The organism is uncultured Microbacterium sp. (assembly GCF_963528945.1).
Taxonomy (GTDB): Bacteria; Actinomycetota; Actinomycetes; order Actinomycetales; family Microbacteriaceae; genus Microbacterium.
This window is the reverse complement of the sequence record NZ_CAURWX010000003.1, coordinates 518,826-545,018: the sequence shown is the minus strand read 5'-3', so window position 1 is coordinate 545,018 and position 26,193 is coordinate 518,826. Positions and strand designations below refer to the sequence as shown.

24 protein-coding genes are annotated in these 26,193 nt (G+C 70.6%); 5 read left to right on the top strand and 19 right to left on the bottom strand.

Annotated features, from left to right (window positions below):
* Positions 1 to 1,588 (bottom strand): chaplin family protein (locus RWS82_RS12540; protein ID WP_314650628.1); only part of this gene is annotated, 1,588 nt, incomplete at its 3' end.
* Positions 1,589 to 1,695: 107 nt separating this feature from the next.
* The gene (locus RWS82_RS12535) at positions 1,696 to 2,709 is read right to left on the bottom strand and encodes a hypothetical protein (RefSeq protein ID WP_314650626.1); all 1,014 of its coding nucleotides are present in this window, start codon (positions 2,707 to 2,709) and stop codon (positions 1,696 to 1,698) included.
* A 536-nt stretch (positions 2,710 to 3,245) separates the two neighbouring features.
* Here RWS82_RS12535 and dnaB point away from each other — a divergent pair.
* Positions 3,246 to 4,625 carry a replicative DNA helicase gene (gene dnaB / locus RWS82_RS12530; protein WP_314650625.1) on the top strand — a complete coding sequence of 460 codons (1,380 nt, stop codon included), beginning with the start codon at positions 3,246 to 3,248 and terminating at the stop codon, positions 4,623 to 4,625.
* A 261-nt stretch (positions 4,626 to 4,886) separates the two neighbouring features.
* Here dnaB and bla read toward each other — a convergent pair whose 3' ends face one another.
* Positions 4,887 to 5,816, bottom strand: a complete 930-nt coding sequence (gene bla, locus RWS82_RS12525; RefSeq protein WP_314650623.1) for a class A beta-lactamase — start codon at positions 5,814 to 5,816, stop codon at positions 4,887 to 4,889.
* A gap of 42 nt (positions 5,817 to 5,858) precedes the next feature.
* Positions 5,859 to 6,458 carry a TetR family transcriptional regulator C-terminal domain-containing protein gene (locus RWS82_RS12520; RefSeq protein WP_314650621.1) on the bottom strand — a complete coding sequence of 200 codons (600 nt, stop codon included), beginning with the start codon at positions 6,456 to 6,458 and terminating at the stop codon, positions 5,859 to 5,861.
* Positions 6,459 to 6,493: 35 nt separating this feature from the next.
* Between RWS82_RS12520 and RWS82_RS12515 the strand changes: the two genes are divergently transcribed.
* Together RWS82_RS12515 and RWS82_RS12510 are read left to right on the top strand one after the other, a co-directional pair.
* Complete coding sequence (locus RWS82_RS12515) at positions 6,494 to 7,501, top strand: alpha/beta hydrolase (protein ID WP_314650620.1); 1,008 nt, start codon at positions 6,494 to 6,496, stop codon at positions 7,499 to 7,501.
* 162 nt (positions 7,502 to 7,663) lie between these two features.
* Entirely contained in the window at positions 7,664 to 8,896 is a 1,233-nt protein-coding gene (locus RWS82_RS12510; protein ID WP_314650619.1) for an AAA family ATPase, read from the top strand.
* A 43-nt stretch (positions 8,897 to 8,939) separates the two neighbouring features.
* Here the strand turns inward: RWS82_RS12510 and RWS82_RS12505 are convergent, their stop codons facing one another.
* Positions 8,940 to 10,202, bottom strand: a complete 1,263-nt coding sequence (locus RWS82_RS12505) for an MFS transporter (RefSeq protein ID WP_314650617.1) — start codon at positions 10,200 to 10,202, stop codon at positions 8,940 to 8,942.
* 103 nt (positions 10,203 to 10,305) lie between these two features.
* Between RWS82_RS12505 and RWS82_RS12500 the strand changes: the two genes are divergently transcribed.
* Positions 10,306 to 10,899: a CGNR zinc finger domain-containing protein gene (locus tag RWS82_RS12500; protein WP_314650616.1), complete on the top strand. Its 594-nt coding sequence runs from the start codon at positions 10,306 to 10,308 to the stop codon at positions 10,897 to 10,899.
* Between the two features lie 8 nt (positions 10,900 to 10,907).
* Here the strand turns inward: RWS82_RS12500 and RWS82_RS12495 are convergent, their stop codons facing one another.
* Complete coding sequence (locus RWS82_RS12495) at positions 10,908 to 11,564, bottom strand: response regulator (RefSeq protein WP_314650614.1); 657 nt, start codon at positions 11,562 to 11,564, stop codon at positions 10,908 to 10,910.
* Complete coding sequence (locus tag RWS82_RS12490; RefSeq protein WP_314650612.1) at positions 11,561 to 13,327, bottom strand: sensor histidine kinase; 1,767 nt, start codon at positions 13,325 to 13,327, stop codon at positions 11,561 to 11,563. The genes RWS82_RS12495 and RWS82_RS12490 overlap by 4 nt, the downstream gene beginning before the upstream one ends.
* Positions 13,328 to 13,591: 264 nt before the next feature.
* Between RWS82_RS12490 and RWS82_RS12485 the strand changes: the two genes are divergently transcribed.
* On the top strand, positions 13,592 to 15,022 hold the full coding sequence (locus tag RWS82_RS12485; protein WP_400190094.1) for a CitMHS family transporter: 1,431 nt from the start codon (positions 13,592 to 13,594) through the stop codon (positions 15,020 to 15,022).
* Positions 15,023 to 15,049: 27 nt separating this feature from the next.
* Here the strand turns inward: RWS82_RS12485 and RWS82_RS12480 are convergent, their stop codons facing one another.
* The 12 genes from RWS82_RS12480 to RWS82_RS12425 form a co-directional block, all read right to left on the bottom strand.
* Complete coding sequence (locus RWS82_RS12480) at positions 15,050 to 15,562, bottom strand: metallophosphoesterase (protein ID WP_314650608.1); 513 nt, start codon at positions 15,560 to 15,562, stop codon at positions 15,050 to 15,052.
* A 3-nt stretch (positions 15,563 to 15,565) separates the two neighbouring features.
* On the bottom strand, positions 15,566 to 15,895 hold the full coding sequence (locus tag RWS82_RS12475; RefSeq protein WP_314650606.1) for a sugar ABC transporter ATPase: 330 nt from the start codon (positions 15,893 to 15,895) through the stop codon (positions 15,566 to 15,568).
* A 252-nt stretch (positions 15,896 to 16,147) separates the two neighbouring features.
* Complete coding sequence (locus tag RWS82_RS12470; RefSeq protein WP_314650605.1) at positions 16,148 to 17,044, bottom strand: SDR family oxidoreductase; 897 nt, start codon at positions 17,042 to 17,044, stop codon at positions 16,148 to 16,150.
* A 46-nt stretch (positions 17,045 to 17,090) separates the two neighbouring features.
* The gene (locus RWS82_RS12465; protein ID WP_314650603.1) at positions 17,091 to 18,899 is read right to left on the bottom strand and encodes a glycoside hydrolase family 15 protein; all 1,809 of its coding nucleotides are present in this window, start codon (positions 18,897 to 18,899) and stop codon (positions 17,091 to 17,093) included.
* Positions 18,900 to 19,312: 413 nt separating this feature from the next.
* Positions 19,313 to 19,684, bottom strand: coding sequence for a hypothetical protein (locus tag RWS82_RS12460; RefSeq protein WP_314650601.1), 372 nt, complete (start codon positions 19,682 to 19,684; stop codon positions 19,313 to 19,315).
* Positions 19,685 to 19,777: 93 nt separating this feature from the next.
* Positions 19,778 to 19,999 carry an RNA-binding S4 domain-containing protein gene (locus RWS82_RS12455; protein WP_314650599.1) on the bottom strand — a complete coding sequence of 74 codons (222 nt, stop codon included), beginning with the start codon at positions 19,997 to 19,999 and terminating at the stop codon, positions 19,778 to 19,780.
* A gap of 164 nt (positions 20,000 to 20,163) precedes the next feature.
* A complete protein-coding gene (locus RWS82_RS12450) occupies positions 20,164 to 21,099 on the bottom strand; it encodes a hypothetical protein (RefSeq protein ID WP_314650597.1) in 936 nt (311 codons plus the stop codon).
* Positions 21,100 to 21,175: 76 nt separating this feature from the next.
* Positions 21,176 to 22,519 (bottom strand): HAMP domain-containing sensor histidine kinase, encoded by a 1,344-nt coding sequence (locus tag RWS82_RS12445; RefSeq protein WP_314650595.1) that lies wholly within the window; start codon positions 22,517 to 22,519, stop codon positions 21,176 to 21,178.
* The gene (locus RWS82_RS12440) at positions 22,512 to 23,189 is read right to left on the bottom strand and encodes a response regulator transcription factor (RefSeq protein ID WP_314650593.1); all 678 of its coding nucleotides are present in this window, start codon (positions 23,187 to 23,189) and stop codon (positions 22,512 to 22,514) included. Before RWS82_RS12440 ends, RWS82_RS12445 begins: the two co-directional genes overlap by 8 nt.
* Before the next feature lie 123 nt (positions 23,190 to 23,312).
* The gene (locus RWS82_RS12435) at positions 23,313 to 24,305 is read right to left on the bottom strand and encodes a serine hydrolase domain-containing protein (protein ID WP_314650592.1); all 993 of its coding nucleotides are present in this window, start codon (positions 24,303 to 24,305) and stop codon (positions 23,313 to 23,315) included.
* A 7-nt stretch (positions 24,306 to 24,312) separates the two neighbouring features.
* The gene (locus RWS82_RS12430; RefSeq protein ID WP_314650590.1) at positions 24,313 to 25,230 is read right to left on the bottom strand and encodes a carbohydrate ABC transporter permease; all 918 of its coding nucleotides are present in this window, start codon (positions 25,228 to 25,230) and stop codon (positions 24,313 to 24,315) included.
* Positions 25,230 to 26,189: a sugar ABC transporter permease gene (locus RWS82_RS12425; RefSeq protein WP_314650588.1), complete on the bottom strand. Its 960-nt coding sequence runs from the start codon at positions 26,187 to 26,189 to the stop codon at positions 25,230 to 25,232. The genes RWS82_RS12430 and RWS82_RS12425 overlap by 1 nt, the downstream gene beginning before the upstream one ends.
* Between the last annotated feature and the right edge of the window lie 4 nt (positions 26,190 to 26,193).

Here is a 26,193-nt window from a genome sequence, read left to right as displayed (position 1 = left end):
TGGTGGTGCCGGTGGTCTCGCTGTCTCCGGTGAGGGAGATGGCGTTGCCGCCGACGGTGACCGGGGCGGTGATCGGGGCGGTCACCTGGGTGCCGCCGAGGATGCCGTCGTCACCGGTGGTGGTGCTGCCGGTGCCGGTGCTGGTTCCGCCTGTCGCGGGGGTGCCGGTGGTGGTGCCGGTGGTCTCGCTGTCTCCGGTGAGGGAGATGGCGTTGCCGCCGACGGTGACCGGGGCGGTGATCGGGGCGGTCACCTGGGTGCCGCCGAGGATGCCGTCGTCACCGGCGGTGGTGCTGCCGGTGCCGGTCGAGCCGCCCGTCGCGGGGCTGCCGGTGGTCGTGCCGGTGGAGTCGCTGTCGCCCAGGAGGGAGATCGCGTTGCCGCCGACGGTGACCGGGGCGGTGATGGGTGCGGTCACCTGGGTGCCGCCGAGCGTGCTGTCGTCACCGGTGGTGGTGCTGCCGGTGCCGGTGCTGGTTCCGCCCGTCGCGCTGGTGCCGGTGGTCGTTCCAGTGGACTCGCTGTCTCCGGTGAGGGAGATGGCGTTGCCGCCGACCGTGACAGGGGCGGTGACCGGGGCGGTCACCTGGGTGCCGCCGAGGGTGCTGTCGTCACCGGTGGTGGTGCTGCCGGTGCCGGTGGTCGAGCCGCCCGTGGCGGGGGTGCCGGTGGTGGTGCCGGTGGACTCGCTGTCGCCCAGGAGGGAGATGGCGTTCCCGCCGACCGTGACCGGAACTGCGATCGGTGCGATCGCCTGGGTGCCGCCGAGGATGCCGTCGTCACCGGTGGTGGTGCTGCCGGTGGTCGAGCCGCCGGTGGATCCCGTCGCGGGGGCGCCGGTGGTGGTGCCGGTGGAGTCGCTGTCGCCCAGGAGGGAGATGGCGTTGCCGCCGACCGTGACCGGAACCGCGATAGGCGCCACGACCTGCGTGCCGCCGGCGACGGAGTCGTCACCCGAGGTGCTCGGTGCGGAGGCATCCATCGTGCCGGCCGACGACGCCGGTGCTGCGGCGCCCCCGGTCGACTCGGAATCGCCCAGCAGCGAGATCGCGTTGCCGGTGACGGTGACGGGCACCTCGACATCGATCAGCGCCTGCGAACCCGACAGGAGTCCGTCGACACCGCTCGTCGTGACCGACGGAGCAGGAGCGGGTGCGGGTGCCGGGGCGGGTGCCGGAGCGCCCTGCTCGGCGTTCGAGTCACCCAGCACGCTGATCGCGTTGCCGTCGACCGTGACGGGCACGGTCACCTCGACCACGGCCTGCGTGCCTGAGCCGACGCCCGAGTCACCGCTGGTGGCCGGTGCCGGTGCCGGTGCCGGTGCCGGAGCCGCGGCGGGTGCGGGTGCCGGGGCGGGTGCGGGCGCCGGGGCAGGAGCCGCCGGAGCCTGCGCCGTCGAGTCGCCGATCAATGAGATCGCGTTGTCGATGACCGTGACAGGCACCGAGATCGGTGCCTGAACCTGGCTGCCCGAGAGAAGACCGTCGTCTCCCGAGGTGTCCGCCGCGTTGGCGGCGGTCGCGCCGAGCCGGGTGACCCCGCCGGCGATGAGCGTGCCCCACAGGGCCCGCTTGAGGTAACTGCGCATGATGAGTCTCTCCTTGACTGGACTGAACTGTCTGATGGGGTGCGCGCGATATCAGGTGCGCGCGCAGCACGTCATCTGCCGTTCGCGAGGAACGGCGCGACAGGACGTCAGTCAGGAGAGACGTCGGTGTCGGCGACCGTCGACGTCGGGAGGACGTCGTCGGATGCGCCGGAGAAGAGCTCCCAGGCACGGAGCTCGGGAAGGTCCACGCCGCTGAGACGGGCGTGGACGAGTGCGGATGCTCCGCCGGAGGTGGCGGAGGAAGACGGGATCGCGGGGGCGCCGAAGCCGGGAGCCTGGGCCCCGTCGGTGATGCGCTCGACGGACGCAGCGGTAGCCGGAGACGCGTGCGCGGTGATGGGCGCGGTGGCGTCGACGATCGCGGCGGTCGAGGAACCGGTCGTGGAGACGGATGCTCCCGCCGCGCGCACCGGGGCCGCAACGACGAATGCCGCTGACGCTGTCTCGCCCGCGAAGTCGGCGATCACGGGGGTCGGGGCGACCGCGTCGAGGACCGGGGGCACCGTGGTCTCGACGACGCCTCCCACGACGGAGACGGCCTCGTCGACGATGTCGATCACCTGGTCGACGACCGGCGTGACGCCGAGATTCACGAGCAGATCTCCGACGATGGGGAGTGCCGAGACGGCATCCCGCACGGGCTGGGTGATCTGCGCGACCGGGGCATCCGCGAGCAGGTCTGAGACCGGCTCGACGACGCCGGTGGCGACCTCGGTGACCGTCTCGACCACCGGTGCCGTCGTCGCACCCACGACGGGGACGGCGGCGACGGTGTCGGTGACGGTCTGCACAACCGCGGGCGCGGCCTGCTGCACCGGCGCCGCGACCTGCTGGACGACCGGCTGCACGACCTGCTGGACCACGGGCTGCACGACCTGCTGAACGACGGGCGTGGCGACCGCGGTGACCGTCTGGCCGACCGTGTCGACCGTCTCGGAGACGACCGAGGTCACGCTGCCGAGGAGCGACGGGTCGCTCCCGTCATCGGCGTGGGCATTGCCTCCGCCGACGACCGCGGTGAATGCCGCCCACGCGAGCACGCCGAGACCACCCCAGAGGATCGCGGCTGGTGCGCCGCGACGGGTGGCCTGAGCGTTCACGTCGACTTCCTCCCCGAAGGTCGATCGTTCGGACGCGGTCTGCGTCGTGGCGAAGACGATACTCCCGGTATATCGCTCTGTCTAGACCTCTTTCCGCCAAATCGAGGACGATTCCCGCATGTTTCCGCGGGTGGATCGAGGTGACGCGCCCGGTGGAAATCCGGCTTGACTTTCCCCAAGTTCTACACATGTGAACAGCGTGTGACGCAACCTTCAACGCGCGGTTGAAGCGCGTTGCTGTCCACAGGGTGGGGAAACGCTAAAGACCAGATCAGCAGCGTAATAAAAGTTCGGCTCTCCAGTACTCCACCGGGTTATCCACACCCTTTCTGCACAGACACTCCAGACTTCTCCGCAAGCTCTCCACAGAGTTATCCACAGGCCGTGTTGCAGGGGGATGGGCGCGCTCGTAGCGTGGTGCAGCGACCCGATGTCGGAAGCCCCTGCTGTGCTGTGCAGGTGGCGATCGCGAACCCCCACCCCGTTCGACGGGCCGGGGAGCGCCACCGGGGGAACGTCGCGTCGAAGGGAGCACTGTGTCGATCGCCGACATCTCACAAGAGCGTCTGGGCGGATCCTCGTCTCGTGGACCCGAGCGCACCCCGCCGCATGACCTGCTCGCCGAGCAGAGCGCCCTGGGAGGCATGCTCCTCTCGAAAGACGCCGTCGCCGATGTGATCGAGACGCTCAAGGGCGCCGACTTCTACGTGCCCAAGCACGAGCTAATCTTCGAGGCGATCCTGTCGCTGTACTCCCACGGTGAGCCGACCGATGTGGTCGCCGTCACCGACGAGCTCATCAAGACCGGCGAGCTCGGCCGCGCCGGTGGCGCCGACTACCTGCACACGCTGACCTCGATCGTTCCGACCGCGGCCAACGCGGGGTACTACGCGGGCATCGTGTCGGAGCGGGCGATCCTCCGTCGCCTCGTCGACGCGGGCACGCGCATCGTGCAGCTCGGCTACGCCGGCGAGGGCGACGCCACCGACATCGTGAACAACGCCCAGGCCGAGATCTACTCGGTCACCGGCACCGAGACCGCCGAAGACTACGTGCCGCTGACGACCGCCGTCGACGCCGCCATCGAGGAGATCGAGGCCGCCAACGGCCGCGACGGATCGATGACCGGCATCCCGACCGGCTTCCGCGAACTCGACGAACTGACCAACGGCCTCCACGGTGGACAGATGATCGTCGTCGCCGCCCGACCCGCCATGGGTAAGTCGACGCTCGCGCTCGACTTCGCGCGCGCAGCATCCATCGGCCACGACTTCCCCTCGATCTTCTTCTCGCTCGAGATGGGCAAGAGCGAGATCGCGATGCGTCTGCTCAGCGCCGAGGGTGCGATCCCGCTGCAGAACATGCGCAAGGGAACGCTCGACCCGCGCGACTGGACGACCGTCGCCTCGACCCGCGGTCGCATCAACGATGCCCCGCTCTACATCGACGACAGCCCCAACATGACGCTCGTCGAGATCCGTGCGAAGTGCCGACGACTCAAGCAGCGCGCGGGGCTGCGCATGGTCATCATCGACTACCTGCAGCTCATGACGTCGGGCAAGCGCGTCGAGTCGCGTCAGCAGGAGGTCTCGGAGTTCTCGCGAAGCCTCAAGCTCATCGCCAAGGAGCTCAACGTTCCGGTCATCGCGCTCTCGCAGCTGAACCGTGGCCCTGAGCAGCGGCAAGACAAGAAGCCCGCCATCAGCGACCTGCGTGAGTCGGGATCGATCGAGCAGGACGCCGACATGGTGATCCTGCTGCACCGCGACTCGGTCTACGACAAGGACGTGCGCCCGGGAGAGGCCGACCTCATCGTCGCCAAGCACCGTAACGGCCCGACCGCGACGATCACCGTCGCGTTCCAGGGTCACTACTCGCGCTTCGCCGACATGGCCCCGGGTGGCGACTTCAACTGACCCCTGACCTCCAACCGACTTCGAGCGGAACTCACCCGCGGTTCACCCGTCGACTCGCATAACGGAGCGCCCCCGATCGACTCTCTCGATATGGGCGTCGCCGAAGGGGCGGCGACGGCGACGCACGCTCGCGCAGCGTCACCGGTGCAGGGGACCACCGGTCGCGCGCGGGCACGCGGGGCGGATCGTATGGGGCGGTCCGCCCCGTTCTCGCCCCCTGAGCGCGTCGCGGCGTCACCGCAGGCGACGGGCCCGTTCGAGTCAGCCGCTCGGCGGGGCGAACTCGGCGAGGACGACTCGGGCGACCTCTTCCACGACGGCATCCGAATACGTCGCCGTGGGGTCGTTCTCGGCTGTGAAGATCGCGACGTAGAGTCTCTCGCCCTTCGGGGTCGTGACGACGGCGATGTCGTTGCGCACCCCGCCGGCGCCCCCGGACTTGTCGGCCACCGTCCAGCCCGAGGGTGCGCCCGCGCGGATCAGGGCATCACCGGTGGCGTTGTCGCTCATCCACTCGAGGAGCATTCGCCGCTCCGCTTCGGGGAGCGAGTCACTCTCGAACACCTGCTGCAGTGCCGTGGCGAAAGCCATCGGCTTAGTGGTATTCCGCTCGCTCCCGGCAGTAACGGTGTTGAGCTCGGGTTCGTGATCGGTGACCACCGAAGCGGCGTCGCCGAGTTCGCGCAGATACGCCTCGACCCCGGCGGGACCGCCGACGGCGTCCATCACGAGGTTTGCCGCCGTGTTGTCACTCGTGCGCACCGCGGCCTCGGCCAGCGCCTCGAGCGTCGACCCCGCGTCGATGTGCTGCGAGGTGACGGGGGAGTACCCCGACGCATCGACCTGCGCCTGCGTCCAGCGGACATCGGCCGCGCGGTCGTCGGCCGGTACAGCGTCCGGCAGGGCGGCCGCGACGAAGACCTTGAGGGTGGATGCATAGGCGAAGCGATCATCGCCCGCGTACTCCAGCGTCCGACCGCCGTCGCCGAGAGCCGCGAACCCCACGGTGACGTCGTGCTCCCTCTCGATCGCCTCGATCGCCGCGATCCCGGAGAACGGAGCCGCAATGGTCGCTGTGTCGGATGCCGTCGGTTCGAGAGGCGAGGAGTGGTCCGCGATGCTGCCGCAGCCCACGGTGGACGTCACGGCCAGGGCGACGAGTGCGACGAAAGCGGGAAGGCGTCGGCTCATGAATTCTCCGTTGAACGAGGTGGGGTGGGGGGCAGGGCGGGATCAGCCGCGAGGTGCGGCTGCGTGCTCCACCTCTCGACGGAGGATATCGGTGGCCCACGAAGTCTCCGCGGATGCCGGCTGCCGGAGAAGGTGCAGCGCGAGGCCGTCGAGCAACGCGTGAAGGCGCAGCGCGCTCGCGGTGACCGACGCCTCGTCGCCGACGGTCGCGGTCAGCGCGAGGAGAGAGCGGCAGGCGAGGGCGATCGCAGAATGGGCGTCGTCGTACGCGAGGCGGATGGCGTCGTCGGTCGCCGCGAGCGACGCGAGCATGAGGAACACGTCCATCTCGGCACGCCGGTCGGCGTCGAGCGGCAGCAGCTGCTCGAGGCATGCGACGACGTATGACACCGGGTCGCGCTCGGCCGGCTCGCGGTCGACCGAGTCGAGGCGCGCCTGCACCCGCTCGCCGATCAGTCGCAGGCAGTACACCCGCAGCGCATCCTGCGAGGGGAAGCGGCGACGGAGGGACGCGGTGGCGAGATCCGCCTCGGCCGCGATGTTGCGCACCGAGAAGCCGGGGAGGCCGTCTCGAAGCAGGACGACCCAGGCCGCACGGGCGATCAACCGGTCGCGCTCCGCGTGGTCGATGAGTTTGGGCACGTCTTATCGTACACAGTCGTGCTAGCATCCGATTTATGAACACGGTTGTACTAAAAAAGCAACGGGCCCTGCGTCGCCTCGTCGCCGTCGCCGCGATCCTGGGGATCCTGACCGGCGGGTCGCTCCTCGTCGAGCACGCACAGGCGGCTGCCGGCCGCGCGGAGCATCCGATGCCCGGGGAATTGGTCGACGTCGGCGGACATCGCCTGCATGTGGTGCGGGAGGGGGAGGGTGGGCCGACGGTCGTGTTCGAAGCGGGTAGCGGAGAGGTCGCTTCCGGCTGGGAGGAGGTCGCGTCGCAGCTCGCTGTCGATACGACCGTCGTGCGGTACGACCGGGCGGGCACGGCATGGAGCGAGCCCTCCGCCGAGCCCCGCACCGCCGATGCCATCGTGGCCGATCTGCGGACAGCCCTGGAGCGCTTGGACGTGCCGCGCCCGTACATCCTGGTCGGCCACAGCCTCGGCGGTCTGTACGTGCGGGAGTTCGCGCGCCTCCATCCCGAGGAGGTCACCGGAGTGGTGCTCGTCGATGCCCGCCCCGAAGACGATGCGCGACGCACGGCCGACCTCGTTCCCGGGGGCGCGGGAACGGCGGCGCTGCCGACGTGGCTCCCTTCGGCACTCAAGGCGACGGGCATCCTGCGCCTGGGCGGAGATGCCCTGCTCGACGGTCTCGTGCCCCCGGCGCAGCGCCGCGAGTTCCTCGACGTCACCGCGTCGCCGACCTACTTCGCGACCCAGCGGGAGGAAGCCGACCTCATCGCCCCGACCGAGCGCGCACTGCAGGGGCAGGATCTCGGTGACCTTCCCGTGCGGATCATCGCGCGCGGCGAGCCGCAGGACTACGCGGCTGCCGGCATCGACGCCGAGACGGGCAGGGAACTCGAGCGGATCTGGCAGGACGGGCAACGTCGGATGCTCGAGCTGTCGACCGACAGCCACCTCGTGGTCGCCGAGAACAGCGGACATCTCGTGCCCGCGGAGCAGCCCGAGATCATCGTCGCTCAGGTGCGCGAGCTCCTCGCCGACGTCGCCGGCTAACCGGCCCTCGCCACTGACGCGGTGTCGCGCAGCCGCTCACTCGACTCGCTGATGGGTTGACGCGAGCGCGGCGCCTCACTGACCATCGAGACGCATCCAAGCGCGGAAAGCCGAAGATAAATTTATCAGCCATCCGCGAGGCGCTCTGATAAACTTATCAACGTGCGCAACGCTCTGAACAACCCCTTCCAGCCCGGCTCGGATGTCGTGCCAGCGATCTGGGCTGGGCGAACGGCTCAGCTCAGTGACTGGCGCGACGTTCTGCGTCCGCGGCTCGAAGCGGGACTCTTCGAGCGAGGGCGCACGATTCTCGGCGAGCCGGGACTGGGCAAGTCGTCGCTCGTGCGGCGCATCGCGAACGAGGCGGAGCGCCAGGGAGACTGGGTCACGCCTCAGATTCGTATCGCGGTCGGCTCGGACCCCATCAAGCGCTTGGCCGCCGAACTCCTCGTCATCGCAGACAAAGCGGGATTGTCGACGGGCCGTGAACAGCGCCTGACGCGACTTTTGCAGCGCGTGGAGTCCATTGCGATCAACGGCGTCTCTCTCGCGTTGTCGCCGTCCGAGGGGCAGGAACCGCACAGCGCGCTCACGGAACTGCTCGTCGAGGTCGGACGGGTCGCGATCGGCCGAGGCGCCGTCATCCTGATCCATATCGACGAGATACAGAACATCGACGACGAGCGCACGCTGTCGCAACTCCTCATCGCACTCGGGGATGCGATCACCCGGATCGTCGAGGTCGATGTACCGGGAGTCGGGTCGCTGGAGCGTTCCCTGCCGATCGCCGCCTACCTCACCGGACTCCCGGAGTTCGACGAGGCGTCCGGGTCGCGCAAGGGCGCGACGTTCACTCGACGGTTCGCGACCACCGTTCTGGCGCCACTCGATGACGACGACCTCCGCACCGCGTTGCGCCCCCTCGTGATCGACGGCTGGGAGGTCGCGGACGGCGAAGGAGGACTCACCCGTATTCGGATGCAGGCATCCGCGGCCGAGGCGATCGTGGATCTCTCGCGCGGCGAACCGTTCCTCTTCCAGCTTGCCGGTCAGAGGGCGTGGTACGCAGGCAGAGGCGATGTGATCACGTACGACGAGGTCATACGCGGATGGCGAGAAGCGCAGACGGAGGCGACGTCGCACGTCGAGCGCATCCTGGACCGACTCCCTTCGCGTGAGCGCGAATTCCTCGAGGCGATGGCCGATCTGGAGCCGAGCGAACGAACGCTCACCCGGATCGCTGCGGAGGCGGGATTCCTGAAGTCCACCGACGCGGGGCCTCCGTCGCAGCGTCTCGATCGCGTGCGCGGCATCATCACGCGCGGCAAGCCCTACAGTTTCCGTCATCGAGCGCTGGAGGCATTCCTCACCAGCGGGTGGCCCGACGTCGAATAACGTCGCGCACATTCCGCTTGCGCGCATCGTCGCGCGGAGTGGGTTAGCCGGCCCGCGCCACCGACGCGGTGTCGCGCAGCCGCAGCATCGCGGGGGTGAGCATCGGCACGATCGACAGCACGAGTCCGATCGCGCCGACCATCACCGCGGCTCGGCTGCCGACGCTCTGGCCGATGATGCCGGCGAGGGCGCTGCCGATGGGGATCGACCCGTACATCACCTGCGTGTATGCCCCGGCCGAGCGGGTGAGCTGGTCTTTCGCGATCACGCTCTGCCGCAGGGTGAGGGAGTAGACGTTGGCGTTGCCGAGGCCCACGCCCGAGACGAACATGATCGCGGCGATGACGATGGCGAGCGGCAGGCCTTCGAGCGGCCAGACCGCGGTGAGCAGCGGGGTGCCGCACGAGAGCACGAGGGAGACGAGGAACGCGGGGCCGAGGCCGATCCGAGCGGAGAGCAGCATCGAGGTGACGGTGCCGACGAGCGCACCCAGGCCGATCGCACCGAGAGCCACGCCGTAGACCGCGGCGGGCACGTGCTGCTGCTGCACCGCCCAGAGCACGAGGTTGAGCAGGAGGATCTGCTCGGCGAGGTTGTAGATCGCGGCGTGCAGGGTCAGCGGGCGCAGGTGGCGGTCGGTGAAGAGGATGCGCAGGCCGTCGGTGATCCGGCCCGCCGGAGCCGGGCGCCCGGCGCCCGGAGGCGACGGATGCTCTGACGCCGGTCGCGCGCGGAAGACCCCGAGGGCCGACACCAGGTGGCCGACGGCGGTGGCGACCATCGCGATCGGAGCGCCCAGCGCACTCACCAGCACCCCCGCGCCCGCGGGGGCGACGACCTCGGTGACGGTGCGCGACCCCTGGATGGCCCGGTTCGCCGCGGCCAGGTCGTCGGCACCCACGAGGTCGGGCACGAACGAGAAGCCGACCACCCCGAAGCAGAGCGCCGCGGTGCCCGACAGGAAAGCGATCACGGCGACCAGCGGCACCGACAGCACTCCGCAGAGCCAGGCGATCGGGATGACGCCGATCAGCGCGGCTTGCGCCAGGTCGGCGGTCATCATCGTGCGGCGACGCGGTCGCCCCTCGAGCAGGTGGCCCGCCAGCAGCGAGAAGAGGAGATAGGGGAGCGTGGCGGCTGCGGCGACCAAACCCACCTCGGCCGCCGACCCCCCGAGGGCCGCGGCGGTCACGAGCGGCAGAGCGAAGAGCGCCACCTGACTGCCGGCACTGCTCACGGTCTGCCCGAGCCAGAACCACCCGAACGCCGGGTTGGTCCGGATCACGCGCACGCTCGGATCGCGCATGCCGCCACCTCTCATGGATGATCGCCGATATATCCATGAAGCATGCCAGCCACCGCTTCTCATGCGCAATACTCGTATCACCCATGAACCGGGAGGAGGAGTGATGCCCCAGTTCAGCCGCATCGCCGGAGACGCCGTGCTCGACCTCGTGAACACGGTCGAGTGGCGGCTCGACGACGAGACGCGCATCGAAGACCTCCGCTCCTACGACGACGTGCTCGACTGGTGCCTTCAGGCGGGGTTCCTGACGGCATCCGAGAAGAAGGCGCTCTCCATCGCGGCCGGCGACGACACCGCTGCGGCCGATCGCCAACGCGCATCCGTGATCGCGCTGCGGGAAGCGCTGTACCGGGTCCTGTTCGACGGCGATGCTGAGGCCGCGCGGCACCTGACGGAGGCGCATCGACGCTCCCTGCGCTACGCCTCACTCACGCCAACCGACGTGGGTTGGGAGTGGCGCGACGCCGAGCTCACCGTGAGAACGCCGGTCGATCGCGTCGCTCGCGCCGTCCCCACCCTGCTCGCGCGCCCCGATCTCGACCGGCTGCACCAGTGCGAGGACGCCCGCTGCGGGTGGGTCTACCTCGACACCTCACCGCGCCGAAACCGTCGGTGGTGCGTCGCCTCGGACTGCGGCGACCGCAATCGCGCCCGCGCCTACTACGCCCGCAAGACCGGTCGAGCCGACGCCGGCTGACCGTCGCGCTATCGCGCCCGCACGTACCGGTGCTCGGGACGGCCGGTGGTGCCGTAGCGCAGGCGCACCTCGACCTGTCCACGGGTGGCGAGGGCGGCGAGGTGACGCTGCGCCGTGGCCCGCGAGATGCCGACGCGCTCGGCGATCTCCGATGCGGAGGCCTCCTCGACCTCGCCCAGGCCGTCGAGCAGAAGCTGCTCGGTCGCGGAGCGCGACACGCTCGCGGGCTCGGCGCCTCCGGCCAGGATCGACAGGGCCCGGTCGATCTGGTCCTGTGCGAGCGGACGGTCGGCTCCGAGCACGTTGCGCATGCGGGCGTAGCGCTGCAGCCGGTCGACGAGCACGGCGGCATCGAACGGCTTCACGAGATAGGCGAGCGCGCCGGAGCGGATCGCGCGGCGCACGGTGGGAGCATCCGTCGCGGCGGACAGCACGAACGCGTCGATCCCCGCGTCGGCGACGAAACGGATGCCGTCGCCGTCGGGCAGATAGGCGTCGGCGAGCAGCAGGTCGGGCTGGTGCACGCGCACGGCCTGACGAGCCGCATCGAGGGTGTGCACGGGGTCGAGGGCCGTGAACCCGGGCACCGTCGCGACCGCGTCACGGTGCAGCCCGGCGACGCGGAAGTCGTCGTCGATCACGAGCACGCGGATGTCGTCGGTCATCGTTCCTCCGAAGGGCGGGTGGTGGGGGCGGATGCCGGAGTCGGCCCGGTCTGGGGCAGGGGGGCGGACAGGGCGGATGCGCCGGGCACCACGGCGGCCGGGAGGCGGGCGCCGAACACGGCGCCGGTCGCGGCATCCGACGAATCCGCGCCGCCGGGGGCGATCAGCCAGACGTCACCGCCGCGCCGACGGGCGATGTCGCGCGCGAGCGGGAGACCGAAGCCGTGCCCGTGCACGCGGGCGAGATCTGCGGCGGCATCCTCGTCGGGCGTCCGAGGCCCGGCGGCGAACGGATCCCGCTCCCGCGGCGTGATGCCGCGTCCCGAGTCGGCCACGGTCAGCACGAGCGCGTCGCCGTCGATGAGCAGGGCGACCTCGACCCACCGCGGCGTATCGCCCGCGACGGCGGCTCGGACCGCGTTGTCGATCAGGTTGCCGAGCACGGCGGCCACGTCTTCCGCGGCCGCCACTTCACCCAGCACGAGGGTCTCGTCGGCGATGCGCACCTCGACGCCGCGCTCGCGAGCCGCCACGGCGGTCGCCCCGAGGAACGACTGCAGGAACGGATCGGGGACCCGCTCGATCCCGTCGACCCCGGAACCGACTGAGCCGCGGCCGGTCAACTCGGCGAGGAATGCCCGTGCCTCCGGCATCCGGTCGGCGTCGAGCAGCCCCGACACGGCGTGCAGCCGGTTCGCGAACTCGTGACGCTGCGCCCGCAGCGCCTCGGTCGTGGCGCGCACCGTCTCGAGGCGACCGGCCAGCGCTTCGATGTCGGTGCGGTCGCGCACCACCACCACGACGCCGAGCGAGCGACCGTCGCGCACGACCGGCCGCGCGTCGAGGTAGAGCACGCGATCGCCGACCACGGTCTCCACGCTCCCGGTCCCGGCTCCGCCGCCGGTGGCGTTCCCGCTCCGGGTCGCGGCCCCGATCTCGACGAGCACCCGCACCGCATCGCCGACGTCGAGCTCGTCGAGCCTCCGCCCCACGGGGTCGGTGAGTGCGAGCATCCGCTCCGCCGCCCTGTTGCACACCCGCACGACTCCGGTCTCGTCGACCGCGAGCACACCGTCGCCGACGCCGTCGAGCACCGCAGCCTGGTTCTGCACGAGGGCGACGAGCTCTTCCGGCTGCAGCCCCAGCGTCTGCCGTTCGAACCGGCGCGTCAGCAGCAGCGTCGCCAGCCCGGCGAGCAGCACCGCGCCCACCGCGGCGACCGCGATCGTCGCGAGCAGGGCGGGCAGGTCGTCGAACACGCTGGCGCGCTCGAACCCGACGCTCACCTCGCCGACCGGCTCCCCACCGGACTCGGCGTAGATCGGCACCTTGGCCCGCGCCGACTCGCCGAGCGTGCCGACCTCCCAATCGACGACCTCCGACCCGCGCAGCACCTCTTCGAAGGGCGTCGACACGACCTGCCCGAGCAGGCTCTGATTCGGATGCGCGAGGCGGATGCCGTGGTCGTCGGTGATCACCACGAACAACGCGTCGGTACGCTCGGCCACGTCGACGGCGATCCGCTGCAGCGTTCCGTCGACGAGGGACGAGGCCTCGGGTGTGCCGGGGTCGGCGGAGTACTCCGCGACCAGCTTCTGCACGTCGGGATCCTCGGCCATCGTGCGCGCGATGTTCAGCGCGGTCGCCTCCGACTCGGCGCGCAGCTGCTGCACACCCAGGAAGCCGAACACGAGTGTGCACACCCCGACGACCGCGACGACGGTCGCGAGCTGCACGAGCAGCAGACGGGTGGCGAATCGCATCGTCCCTCCTCTCGGCCGCGATGACGAGCACAATGCGCAGAACACACGCTACGCGCACAACGTGCGGCAATGCGACATAGCGCGCGCCGCGACCTCGGCCGACCTAGTCTCACGGGATGCGCCGCCCGCGGTGCTCCGGTCCGACCACGACACGACGAAGGAGTCGATGTGAACGTGTTTGCTGCAGTCCCGCTCGCCGCGGAGGAGGGCTACGCCACGGCGTTCGTCCCGCCGGAGGGCGTGCTCGTGGCCCTCGGGTTCACGATGGTGCTCGTCTTCATGGCGCTCATCATGACCCGCCGCCTCACCCCGATGGTGGCGCTCATCCTCGTGCCGACGGTCTTCGGTCTGTTCGCCGGTGCGGGCCTCGGCCTCGGCGACATGATCATCGACGCGATCTCCGACATGGCACCCACCGCGGCGCTGCTGATGTTCGCGATCATGTATTTCGGCATCATGATCGACGTCGGCCTGTTCGACCCGCTCATCCGCCTGATCACCCGCCTGCTCGGCGACGACCCCGCGAAGATCGTGCTCGGCACCGCCATCCTCGCCGGTGCGGTCTCGCTCGACGGCGACGGCTCGACGACCTTCATCATCACCACGTCGGCGATGCTGCCCATCTACTTGCGGCTCGGCATGAACCCGGTGGTGCTCACCTGCGTCGCCGGACTCATGAACGGCACCATGAACATCGTGCCCTGGGGAGGACCGACCGTGCGCGCGGCGACCGCCCTCGGCCTGCAGCCCACCGACGTGTTCGTGCCGATGCTGCCGTCGCTCGCGGCGGGCCTCATCGTCGCGCTGCTGTTCGCGTGGTTCCTCGGCCTCGGAGAGCGCAAGCGCATCGGCCAGATCGACCCCGAGCGCATCGGCGGGGGCACCGGAACGAGTGCCGGGCCACGTCTCTTCCGCGGCGGCGACGCGACCCCCGGCGCCCGCGCCACGCTGCGCACCGGCAACATCGTGACCCTCGCCGGCGGGCGGACGCGCCTTCCCGCCGCGACCGCGGTGCTCGACCGCGATGACACCGCCATGGCCGACACCATGCTCGACCCGAACCGCGCCACTCTGCGCCCGAAGCTCATCTGGGTGAACCTCGCCCTGACGACCGCGGTCATGGTGCTGCTCGTGGCCGACATCTTCCCGCTCGCGTACGTCTTCATGGTCGGAGCGGCGGTCGCGCTGATCATCAACTTCCCGCGCCTGAAGAGCCAGGCCGACGAGATCGTCGCGCACGCCCCCAGCATCGTCGGCGTCGTGTCGATGGTGCTCGCGGCGGGCGTGCTCGTCGGCGTGCTCAACGGCACCGGCATGGTCGACGCGATGGCCACCTGGATCACCACCGCCATCCCCGACGCGATGGGGCCGTTCCTCGCCGTCATCACCGGCGTGCTGTCGATCCCGCTGACGTTCTTCATGTCGAACGACGCGTTCTACTACGGCATCCTGCCCGTGCTCGCGCAGAGCGCCGAGCACTTCGGCATCGCGCCGGTCGAGATGGCGCGCGCGTCGATCACCGGGCAGCCGGTGCACCTGCAGAGCCCGCTCGTGCCGGCGATCCTGCTGCTCGTCTCGCTCGCGAGCGTCAACCTCGGCGACCACCACAAGAAGGTGCTGTGGCGGGCGACGATCGTGTCGCTGGTGATGCTCGCGGTCGGCGTGCTCGTCGGGGCGGTGCCGCTGGCCGCCTGAGTCGACGGGGCGGCGGGGGGGAACCCCTCAGCCGCGATCGACGGGGACCACGGTGACGTCCGTCACCCGGTCCCCGTCGATCGTCGCGGTCATGAGGGTGCACACCGGCTGCCGGCGACGGTCGGTGGGCGACCCCGGATTCAGCAGGCGGATGCCCTGGGGCGTCGTCGAGTCCCACGGGATGTGACTGTGGCCGAACACGAGCAGATCGAGCACGCCGTCGGGGTAGCGGGCATCCATCCGGGCCTCGCGGCCGCGGGCCGCACCCGTCTCGTGCACGACGCCGAGGTTGACGCCCTCGATGCGCGCGACGGCGAACTCGGGCATCCGCTCCCGCAGCTCGTCGCCGTCGTTGTTGCCCCAGACGGCGATCAGTCGGCGCGACCGTTCCTCGAGCGCCTCGAACGTGGCCAGGTCGACCCAGTCGCCCGCGTGCACGACGACATCGGCCTCGTCGACCGCCCGCCAGACATCATCGGGCAGCCGCCTGGCCCGCGCCGGCACATGGGTGTCGGCGAGCAGGAGCAGCCGGGTCGCCACGGCTCAGATGTCGTTGGGCGAGAGGTCTCCCTCGCCGTCCTCGCCGATGTCGGCGATGATCGGGTCGCCCTCCTGCGTCTCGGGCTGGAGGCCGCTCGACGGCAGGTCCTCGGCGGGGATCTGGTCGTCCTCCGACGGGATCTCGTCGGGGTCGGCGCCCGTGGCGGTCGCGTCGTCGATCTCGGCACCGGCGTCGAGGGCCTCGGTGCGCTCCCACTCGGCCTGGGCCGGGTCGTCGGAGGGGTCGGCGTACGAGGTGGCCTCGCCGTCGAGCACGGGCTGGATCGCGTCGGGGCTGTCGACGATGTGGTTCTCGCGGTTGTCGGCGTCCATGAGGGTCCTCCTGGGTCGGCGGTGGGTGAGGGTTCCACTGTGCCCGCCGCGGCGATCCGGGGCGACGGGGTTGACGGTGGGGATGTGCGCGGGTATCCGTTCCCGAGCATCCGTCTCCCGCATCCGCCGGTGTGTGAACTGCAGGCACAGAACACGGATGCAGAGAGGGAACACGGTGTCCCTCCCTGCATCCGTGAGAAGTGCCTGCAGATCGCGGCGCGAAACGCGGCCGGTCCCCGTGGGCTCACCCCATTACGGGGTCGGCATGCCGCCGTTCACGTTCAGCGTCTCGCCGGCCACGTAGCTCGACTCGGCCGAGGCGAGGAACACGTAGGCGGGGGCCAGCTCGGCCGGCTGGCCCATGCGGCCCAGCGGGGTGTCCTTGCCGAACTCCTCGATCTTCTCCTGCGGCTGACCGTCGCTCGGCTGCAGCGGGGTCCAGATCGGACCCGGTGCGACGGCGTTCACGCGGATGCCCTTCGGGGCGAGCTGCTGCGCGAGGCCCTTCGTGAAGGCGTTGATCGTCGACTTGGTCGACGCGTAGTCGACCAGGATGTCGGACGGCGAGTACGCCTGGATCGACGTGGTGTTGATGATAGCCGAGCCCGCGGGCAGGTGCGGCAGCGCCGCCTTCGTGATCCAGAACATCGCGTAGACGTTGGTCTTGAAGGTGTCGTCGAACTGCTCGTCGGTGATGTCGGTCAGCGACTCCTGGAAGACCTGCTTGCCGCCGTTGTTGACGAGGATGTCGAGGCCGCCGAGCTTCTCGACCGCCTGCGCCACCAGGGTGCGGCAGTACTCGGGGTCGCGCAGGTCGCCGGGGATGGTCGCCACGGTGGCACCCGCCTCGCGGAGGATGCCGGCGATGCGCTCGGCGTCCTTCTCCTCCTCGGGCAGGTACGACATCGCGACGTGCGCGCCCTCGCGGGCGAACGCGATCGCGGTCGCGGCGCCGATGCCGGAGTCGGCACCGGTGATGAGCGCCTTGCGGCCCGTCAGGCGACCGGAGCCGCGGTAGCTCTCCTCGCCGAGATCGGCCTTCGGCGTGAGGTCGGCGTCGAGACCGGGCTCGGGCATCTTCTGCTTCTGCGGCTCGATGTCGGCGTACAGCTCGGCGGGGTTGGTGAAGGTGTACTGGTCACGGGACATGGTGTCTCCCTTTCCTTTTCCTGTCGGTCTTCGGTCGGTCGGTCGGTCAGGTCTTGTCGCGCAGTTTCTCGGCGGGCACGACGTCGCGGATGGTCATGGCCGCGCTGAGGAACGCGAGGTGGCTCAGTGCCTGCGGCACATTGCCCCAGGCCGAACCGTCGTCGGCGTCGATCATCTCGGCGTAGATGCCCACGTCGTTCCCGAGTGCGATGAGCTCTTCCATCAGGGCGATCGCCTCGTCGTGGCGTCCGACGCAGGCGAGCGCCTCGGCGTGCCAGAACGCGCACGCCACGAACGTCTTCTCCTCGGCATCCACGCCGCTGTAGCGGTACATCAACGGACCGGCACCCAGCTCGTCGGCCAGCGCATCGATCGTCGACGACATGCGCTCGCCGCGGTCGAACCCCGACGGCGCATGCAGCAGCACCGAGGCGTCGAGCTCGTCGCCGTCGGCGTAGAACAGGTACGCGCCCCGGGTCTCCGACCAGCCGTGCTCGTCGATCCACAGGCGGATGCGCTCGCGCTCGGCGCGCCACCGGTCGGCGCTCCCGGGAATGGCGCCGGCTTCGGCGAGCACGACCGCATCGTCGAGGGCCTTCCAGCAGCCCATCTTCGACGACACGTAGTGCCGCTCCTCCGGCAGCTCCCACATGCCCGAGTCGGGGTTGCGCCAGAGGTCGCAGGTGCGGTCGGCGACGCCCGCCAGCATGCGTGCCGTGCCGATGTCGAGCACGTTGCCCGCCTCGACGTAGGTGCGGCAGATTGCCAGCAGGTCGCCGTAGACGCCGAGCTGCAGCTGGCCGCCCGCCGGGTTCCCCGTGACGACGGGCCCGATGCCGCTCCAGCCGGGCACGTCGTACTCGTGCGGCTGCGGCACCAGGTCGCCCGCGAGCGTGTACATCACGTGCACGTCGGGGCCGTGGTCGCGGATGGTCCCGAGCATCCACGAGAGGGCGGCCTGGGTCTCCTCGCGCAGGCCGAAGCGCACCAGGGCGTGCGTCGTGTAGGCGAGGTCGCGCACCCAGGCGTGCCGGTAGTCCCAGTTCTTGCCCCCGTCGGGACTCTCGGGCAGCGACGTGGTCGCCGCGGCCGCGATGGCGCCCGTCGGGCTGTGAATCAGCAGCTTGAGCGCGAGCGCGTTGCGCTGCACGTGACCGCTCCACGGCCCGTCGTACGAGAACACCTGCGACCAGTGCCGCCAGTTCTCGATCGTGCGGTCGATGCCGTCGTCGACGTTGTGCGGGTCGGGGATGTGCAGCGGCTCGTCGTGCGTGGCCGCGAGGGCGATCAGGTGCCGGGAGCCGGGCGATGTCGTGAAGGCGCCGTCGAGACGCGGACCCGCGATGCCGTCGGGGTCGGGCTTCTCGGGGCCGTGCTCGAACCCCACCACGACGAAGGCGGTGGCGCCGCTGCGCACGATCTCGCCGTGCTGCGTGTGCTCGATCCACGGGGCGGCGGTGCGCAGCGAGGTGCCGGGCTGCACGCACCAGCGCATCGCGACCTCGCCGTCGAGACCGTCGATCCGGCGGGCGAGCTCGGCCCACGGCAGGCGTCCGGCGACCCCCGAGACGAGGGCGTCGGTCACCCGGACGCTCCCGGCATCGGTGGTGAACGTCGTCTCGAGCACGTTGGTGTCCGGCACATAGCGGCGCTCCGAGCGGAACTCGTCGACGGGGCGCAGCTCGAGGCATCCGCCGGTCTGCTCGTCGAGCACGCGGGCGAAGACCGGCAGGTCGGTGAGGTCGGGAAGGGGCAGCCAGTCGATGCATCCGTCCTGGGCGATCAGGGCGACGGTGCGGCCGTCGCCGATCGGCGCGTAGGCCGCGAGGGGGCGACCGGAGGGAGCGGAGGGCATGACGCCATCGTGCGCCTCGCACCCCATCCCGACAAAAGCCTTGCGCGATCGGGAAGCGACGGCTATCGCGCGAGATGCGGGGGTCATCGCGCGGCATGCGAGGGCCGCCGCGCTGGGGCGATAGCAGTCCGCGAGCGGTCGCGTCAACGGCTCCGGGCGGATGCTGTGAAAACCGTTTCCGTCCGTAGGCTCGACTCACAACGAGTCGGCGATGTCGACTCCGCGTCGGTCGAACCGGACGGCCCCCCTTGTTCTCTCTCGGTCAAGGGCGCCCGTCACGGGGGCGGAACGCTACGCGGACCTCTCGTCGACTTCGCCGGTCCTCCATCTTCGGGTGGTGGAGGACCGGACAGTTTCCTGCCGGTCGCCGACCGCCCCGAGACCGGGGGGTCGGCGACCGCGGCAGGAACGAGTCAGCTCGCTTGCTCGGTGCGGGCCGAGGCCTCGAGATCGACATCGAGGTCCCACCCCTCGTACGGCTGGTCCTCGATGGCGACGGCGCTGTCGTCGTCGCTCTGCTTCGGGTAGAAGGGGTGCGAGCGCAGCTGAGCGGCCTGCTCCGAGAAGTCGGGGTCGATCCCCTCCGACGCGCGGGGTCCGACGAGCACGTCGTTGCCCAGACCCACGACGAGTTCGGCCACATCGGTCTCCCCGTCGACGACGATCGGGATCTGCACCGCCTGCGAACCGCCCTCGTTCGCGACCTCCGCGGCGAGGACGACCAGCGCCTCCGCGACGTCATCGGTGGTGACCAACTGCTGACCGGCGTAGGAGACGAGTTTCATAGGGTCAGCCTTCCACCCGCGGCGAATCCTCGGAACGGGCTTGTGCCCCGGTATGCCGATTGGGTAGCGGAGAAGGGGCGCGCCCGGCGGGGGTCAGGGGCGCACGCGGACGGTGCGGCCCTCGAAGGTCACGAGATCGCCGTCGTGCAGCTGCCGCCCGCGACGGCGATCGACCTCGTCGTTCACCTTTACGAACCCGTCGATGATCGCCTCTTTGGCGTCGCCGCCCGAGTCGATGAGTCCCGAGAACTTGAGGAACTGGCCGAGACGGATCACGTCTCCACCGATGGAGACGTCGTCGATCGGAGAGCTCATCCCTGCATCGTATCCGCCCGGGCAGAGTATCCGCCCGGGCAGACGCATCGCCCACCCGTCGGCACGGGGCCGAGGCGGATGGGCGATGGCGGATGGGCGATGGCGGGTGGGCGATGGCGGGTTGTCGACGCCGGGTCGCTCGACGCGGCGGTGCCGTCGGATGCTCAGTCGTCGGTGTCGGTGGCGACCACCGCGAACGAGGCGTCGAGGTCGATGTCGATCGACCGGCGGTCCTCCGTGACGACGGAGACGTCGTACGGGCGCGAGGAGTCGTCGTCGACATCGAGGTCGGTGATCATGCCCTCGGCCTCGTCGAGCGCGGCGGCGACCAGGGCGCGGATGGCCTCCTCGTCGAGCGCCGCCGCGGGTCCGGTGTCGCCGTCGTCGGCGGTCTCGGTCGAGACGACGGTCGCCGCGAGGTCGGCGTCGACCCGCACCTCGGACTCGTCGCCCGCGGCGGTCTCGAGCGTGACCTCCCACGAGCCGTCGCGCTTCGCGTCGATCGAGGTGACGTCACCGTCGGCGGCACCGCGTGCGGCGTCGGCGATGTCGACGAGCTCGTCGGCCGAGTCGGTGCCGATCCCGGTTACCGGGCCGCCTCGCTGCGGGCCGCCCTGCTGCGGACCGCCCTGCTGCGGGCCGCCCTGCTGGGGCCCGCCCTGCGGGGGCTGTCCCTCGCCGCGGTCGTCGCGGTCGCCCTGCTCGTGCCGGGGTCCGTCCACCGCCGAAGGGCGGTCGTCGTGGTCATCGCCGAACTCGTCGGCCATCGCGGCACCGACCGCGACGCCTCCTCCTGCGAGCAGCACGGCGGCGGCGATCCCGCCACCGATCAGCAGGGCGCGCTTGCGTCCGCGCTTCGGGGCCTCGCCCGGCGTCGCCGGGTATGCGGCGGATGCCTCGGGAAGGGGTGCGGCGCCGGCGGGAGTTGTGCCGGCGGGAGTTGTGCCGGGGGGAGCGGGACCGGCAGGAGCGGCGGGAGCCGGAGCATCCGTCGGCGTGAAGGGCACGGTCGGGGAGTCCGGCGTCGACTCCGGCGCGCGGTCGGCCGACGCGGGGTCGGTGTGCGGCGTGTTCTCGTTGTTCGGGGTCTTGTCGTCCATGTCCCCAGGGTGTCGCGCGACCGCTGAAGCCCTCCTGAAGCGTCCTGAAGCCGTCTTCAGGAACCGCCGGGCCCGCTCAGTCGGCGAGGGGGAGCGTCACGATGAAGCGCGCGCCGCCCCAGCGCGAGGCATCCACCGCGACCGTGCCGCCCATCGCCGTCGCGATGCCGCGCACGATCGCGAGGCCCAACCCACTGCCGCCGGCATCGCGGCTGCGCGCCTCGTCGAGACGCACGAACCGCTCGAACACGCGCTCCCGCTCGGCGGTCGGCACACCGGCGCCGTCGTCTTCGACGGTCACCAGCACGACGCCATCACCGGGAGTCACGCCGATCGCGACGCGCCCCGCGCTGTGCCGGGCGGCGTTGTCGGCGAGGTTGCGCAGCAGCTGCCCCGTCAACCGCGGGTCGCCCGACACCCGGGCGGCCCGGATGCCGGAGCCGTCGACCTCGACCCCCGCCGTCCGCAGCCGACGCACCTCGGCGAGGGCCTGGTCGTCGAGGTCGATCGGCTCATCGCGGGTAGCGACGCCCTCGTCGAGACGGGCGAGCAGCAGCAGCGACTCGACGATGCCCTGCAGGCGCAGACCCTCGTCCGAGACGACCTCGGCCAGTTCGCCGATGCTCGTCGTCGACGGGTGCGCCTGTGCAAGCTCGGCGTGCTGCCGGATGACGGCGAGGGGCGAGCGCAGCTCGTGCGAGGCATCCGACACGAACCGACGCTGGGCGGACGCCGCGGCGTCGAGACGATCGAGCATGCCGTTCATTGTCGTCGCGAGCGCCGCGATCTCGTCGCCCGACGGAGGTACAGGCACGCGGTGGTGCAGCCGCTCGGCCGTGATGCCGTCGACCTCCGCGCGGATGCGCGTCACCGGCCGCAGCGCGCGCCCCGTGACCAACCACGTCGTGACCGCGACGAGCAGCAGCAGCAGGGGCACCGCCACCGCGAGCAGCACCGCCACCGTCGCCAGGGTCTCGATGTCGTTCTCGACCGGCACGGCGATGACCAGCGTGTGATCGCCCTCGATGTCGTTCGACACGATGAGCATCGGCTCCCCGTCGACGCGTCGGGTCACGGGGTCGTCGTCGATCGGCAGCGCCGCCGAGCCCAGGGCGTCGCGGGCGTCGTCGCTCGCCGCCCGCACCACGCCGTCGGGGCCGATGACCTGCACGATCTCGTCTTCGATGTCGCCGACGTTGCGCCCCGCGGGTCCGGGGCCGCCGCGCTGTTCGAAGCGTTCCGACAGTTCGTCGAGGCGCTGTTCGGCCGCGCGTTCGGTGCCCGCGTGGATGCTGGCGCTCAGGATGCCGTAGAACGACACCGCGCCGATCAGCAACGCGACGGCCACGACCAACGTCGCGCCGAGCGTCGTGCGGCCCCGTACCGAACGCCAGGCGCGGCGGGGTCGATGCTCAGCCACCGTCGGCCGCCAATCGGTAGCCCGCGCCGCGGACCGTCTCGATCGCCTCGCGGCCGAACGGCTTGTCGACCTTGCGGCGCAGATGCCCCACATACACCTCGACGATGTTGGGGTCGCCGTCGAAATCGTCGTCCCACACGCCCTCGATGAGCGCGCGCTTCGACACGACCTGGCCGCGGTGGCGCATCAGGTGCTCGAGCACGGCGAACTCGCGGGCCGTGAGAGTGATCGGGGTCTCGCCGCGCCACACGCGATGCGCCGCGGGGTCGAGGCGCAGATCGCCGGCCTCGAGCACGGTCGGGCGCGCCACGGCACCGCGCCGCACGAGCGCGCGCAGCCGCGCCACGAGGATCGCGAACGAGAAGGGCTTCGTGACGTAGTCGTCGGCGCCGCTCTCGAGCGCCTCGACCTGATCCCACTCGCCATCTTTCGCGGTGAGCATGAGTACCGGCGTCCAGTTCTCCTCGGCGCGCAGCGCCTCGCACACCTTCCACCCGCTCATGCCCGGCATCATCAGGTCGAGCACGATCGCGTCGTACCGGGTCTCGCGGGCGCGCCACAGCCCGTCGACACCGTTGTGCGCCACGTCGACCGCGAAGCCCTCGGCCTCGAGCCCGCGGCGCACGGCGTCGGCGAGACGCACCTCGTCGTCGACCACCAGGATGCGCATGCTCCCAGTGTGGCGCGTCGGGCCTGAAGCGCGGCTGAAGCGCGGCGGGCCGCAGCCCGCGAGACACCACTTCCGTGGTGAGACATCACGGGAGGCGTGTTGTCTCACGGGGAGAGTGGTGTCTCAGCGCAGGGACGCGAAGAACGAGCGGCGCACGGCGGCGACGTCGGTGCCCTCGCGGGTCGGATGCACGCGGTTGAGAAGCAGCACGCCGTACGACCCCGACCGGGCCGAGACGGCGAAGGCGGTGCCGGTGAAGCCGGTGTGGCCCACGGCGTCCGCCTCGCCCATCCACGACCGGTCGCGCACCCGCAGGCCGACCGCCTGCTCGAAGCCGTCGGCCGGGGCGGCGGGAGTGGTCATCAGACGGATGCTCCGCTCCGACAACACCCGCCCGTCCGCGCCGAACCCGCCGTCGCGCACCATGCGCGCGAGCGCGGCCACGTCGTGCACCGAACCGAACAGCCCGGCGTGCCCTGCGGGGCGGCCGAGCGCGTGCGCGAGCTCGTCGTGCACCTCTCCGCGCACGAGGCCGCGGTGGGGCTGCACCTCGGTGGCCACCGTGCGGTCGGGCTCGGGCGTCCAGGTGAGCGAGGTCGCTCCGAGCAGCGCGGCGACCTCGCCGACGAGTTCCGTCAGCGACCGACCCGACACCCGTTCGAGCAGCTCGCCCACCGCGATGAAACCGACGTCGGAGTATCGGTGCACGGTGCCGGGGTAGGCGAGCAGCGCGCTGCGCAGCACCACGGCCCGCAACTCCTCACCACGCAGACCCGTGCGCCAGGCGCCGCCCTCGGCCGGAAGCCCCGACGTGTGGGTCAGCAACTGGCGCAGCGTGATCGACCCGGCGCGGTCGCCGATCCCCACTGCGAGGGCGTCGGCGACCGGCGCGTCGAGATCGACCGAGCCCGCGTCGACCAGGCGCAGAGCCGCGACGGTCGTGAAGATCTTCGTGAGCGATGCGAGGTCGAACAGGTGCTGGTCGGTGAGCGGCGTCGGGTCGTCGTCGGCCGGGGTGCCGAAGACCCGCAGATCCGCGGCATCCGCCCGAGCATCCGCCCCACCCGCCCGCTCGACGAGCGACGCCCACGCCGACCCGGGCGCCCCGTTCACCATGCGCGGCTCACTTGCTCATGCCGGAGGTGAGTCCGTTGATGATCTGCTTCGTCGCGAGCAGGAACAGCACCACCAGCGGGATCGTCGCGATCGTCAGACCGGCGAACAGCTGCGGCCAGTCGGTCGAGTACTCGCCGAAGAAGCGGGTCAGACCCACGGGCAGCGTGTACGAGTCGCGGTCGCGCAGCAGGATGAGCGGGTAGAAGAAGTCGTTCCACACCGGCACGAATCGGAACACGATGACGGTCGCGAGGGCCGGCCGCACGAGCGGCAGAAGGATCTGCACGAAGGTGCGGAAGGGTCCGGCGCCGTCGATGCGGGCCGCCTCTTCGAGTTCGATCGGCAGCGCGCGGAAGAACACCGTGAGCACGAACGTCGTGAACGGGATGCCGAGGGCGCCGTACACGAGAATGAGGCTGAACACGTTGCTGGTCATGCGCAGCGAGTCGAGCAGGTAGAACAGCGGCAGGATCGCCAGGTGCACGGGCAGCATCAGCCCCGAGAGGAACACCGCCTCGACACCGCGGAAGAACTTCGCGCGCGCCCGGGCGAACGCGTAGGCGGCGAGCACCGAGACGACGGTCGTCACGATGACCGAGCCGACGGTGACGGTGATCGAGTTGATGAAGTAGGTGTCGAAGGATGCCGTGATCCACGCGTTCTGGAAGCTGGTGAACGAGGGCTCCAGGGGCAGGCCGAGGGGTTCGGTCGCGATCTGCTGCTGCGTGCGCAGCGAGTTGTTGACCATGAGCAGCAGCGGGCCGATCGCGATGATCGCGTATCCCCAGAGGAACACGTTCGCGAGCAGGCGCCCGATGAACGGGGTGTCGTTCGTGCGGCTGGTGCGGCGGCGCGGGGCGGACGAGCGGCCCGAGACGATGGCCTCGGTGGTCGGCTCGGGGCGGGCGTCGGTGGCGGTGCTCATCAGAACAGCTTCCGTTCGGCTCGGCGCATGGTCGATGTGATGACGACCGAGATCACCATGATGAAGATGAACAGCACGGTCGCGAGTGCCGAGGAGACGCCGATGGAGTTCGGGTTCCCCGACTCGAAGGCCGTGCGGTAGAAGAGGAGCATCATCACGTCGGTCGAGCCGGCGGGCGCTCCGTTCGATCCGGCGAGGGCGAACGGGATCGCCATCGCCTCCATGCTGCCGATGAAGGTGAGCACCGTGATGATGCCGATCGTCGGGGTGAGCATGGGCAGCGTGATGTAGCGGAACCGCTTGCCGGCGGTGGCGCCGTCGAGGGCCGCCGCCTCTTCGATCTCCTCGGGGATGCCGCCGAGGGCCGCCCCGTAGAGCAGGATCGGGAAGCCGATCCACTGCCACGCACTGACGAGCACGATCACCCAGATCGCGAGCTTCGGGTCGCCGAGCCACGGCAGGGCGAGGCCTTCGAGACCGGCGCCGCGCAGGATCGCGTTGACGGGGCCGAACAGCGGCGACAGCATGAGCGACCACAGGTAGCCGATCACCATCGGGCTGACGAGGTACGGCAGGGCGAAGATCGTCTGGAAGAAGCGCTTGGTGCGCTTGCGGCGGTGCAGCAGGGTCGCGATGCCGAGGCCGAGCGAGTTCTGGAAGACGACGGCGCCGGCGAAGAGCAGCAGGTTGTGACCGAACGCGTTCCACAGCTCCGAGGCGTAGGGCTCGGTGGTGAGCAGGGTGATGTAGTTGCCGATCCCGGCGAACCCGCCCTGCTTCGTGCCCTGCCAGTCGAACAGCGAGTAGCTGAGCGCGGCGAGCATGGGGTAGAGGATCAGCACCGCGAACAGCACGGCGGCGGGCAGCACGAAGAGCATCGCCGTGGGGGTGGTGAGCGCGATGCCGGTGCGGGTGCGCCGGTTCGGCTTCGAGCGCCGCAGGGGGAGGGTCAGGGCCATGATG

Coding starts and splice junctions, on each gene's coding strand:
- bla (WP_314650623.1), bottom strand. CDS start 5,816: ATGAGCCGACGCCTTCCCGCTTTCGTCGCACTCGTCGCCCTGGCCGTG.
- RWS82_RS12515 (WP_314650620.1), top strand. CDS start 6,494: ATGAACACGGTTGTACTAAAAAAGCAACGGGCCCTGCGTCGCCTCGTC.
- RWS82_RS12505 (WP_314650617.1), bottom strand. CDS start 10,202: ATGCGCGATCCGAGCGTGCGCGTGATCCGGACCAACCCGGCGTTCGGG.
- RWS82_RS12500 (WP_314650616.1), top strand. CDS start 10,306: ATGCCCCAGTTCAGCCGCATCGCCGGAGACGCCGTGCTCGACCTCGTG.
- RWS82_RS12495 (WP_314650614.1), bottom strand. CDS start 11,564: ATGACCGACGACATCCGCGTGCTCGTGATCGACGACGACTTCCGCGTC.
- RWS82_RS12490 (WP_314650612.1), bottom strand. CDS start 13,327: ATGCGATTCGCCACCCGTCTGCTGCTCGTGCAGCTCGCGACCGTCGTC.
- RWS82_RS12485 (WP_400190094.1), top strand. CDS start 13,592: ATGGTGCTCGTCTTCATGGCGCTCATCATGACCCGCCGCCTCACCCCG.
- RWS82_RS12475 (WP_314650606.1), bottom strand. CDS start 15,895: ATGGACGCCGACAACCGCGAGAACCACATCGTCGACAGCCCCGACGCG.
- RWS82_RS12470 (WP_314650605.1), bottom strand. CDS start 17,044: ATGTCCCGTGACCAGTACACCTTCACCAACCCCGCCGAGCTGTACGCC.
- RWS82_RS12465 (WP_314650603.1), bottom strand. CDS start 18,899: ATGCCCTCCGCTCCCTCCGGTCGCCCCCTCGCGGCCTACGCGCCGATC.
- RWS82_RS12460 (WP_314650601.1), bottom strand. CDS start 19,684: ATGAAACTCGTCTCCTACGCCGGTCAGCAGTTGGTCACCACCGATGAC.
- RWS82_RS12455 (WP_314650599.1), bottom strand. CDS start 19,999: ATGAGCTCTCCGATCGACGACGTCTCCATCGGTGGAGACGTGATCCGT.
- RWS82_RS12450 (WP_314650597.1), bottom strand. CDS start 21,099: ATGGACGACAAGACCCCGAACAACGAGAACACGCCGCACACCGACCCC.
- RWS82_RS12440 (WP_314650593.1), bottom strand. CDS start 23,189: ATGCGCATCCTGGTGGTCGACGACGAGGTGCGTCTCGCCGACGCCGTG.
- RWS82_RS12435 (WP_314650592.1), bottom strand. CDS start 24,305: ATGGTGAACGGGGCGCCCGGGTCGGCGTGGGCGTCGCTCGTCGAGCGG.
- RWS82_RS12430 (WP_314650590.1), bottom strand. CDS start 25,230: ATGAGCACCGCCACCGACGCCCGCCCCGAGCCGACCACCGAGGCCATC.
- RWS82_RS12425 (WP_314650588.1), bottom strand. CDS start 26,189: ATGGCCCTGACCCTCCCCCTGCGGCGCTCGAAGCCGAACCGGCGCACC.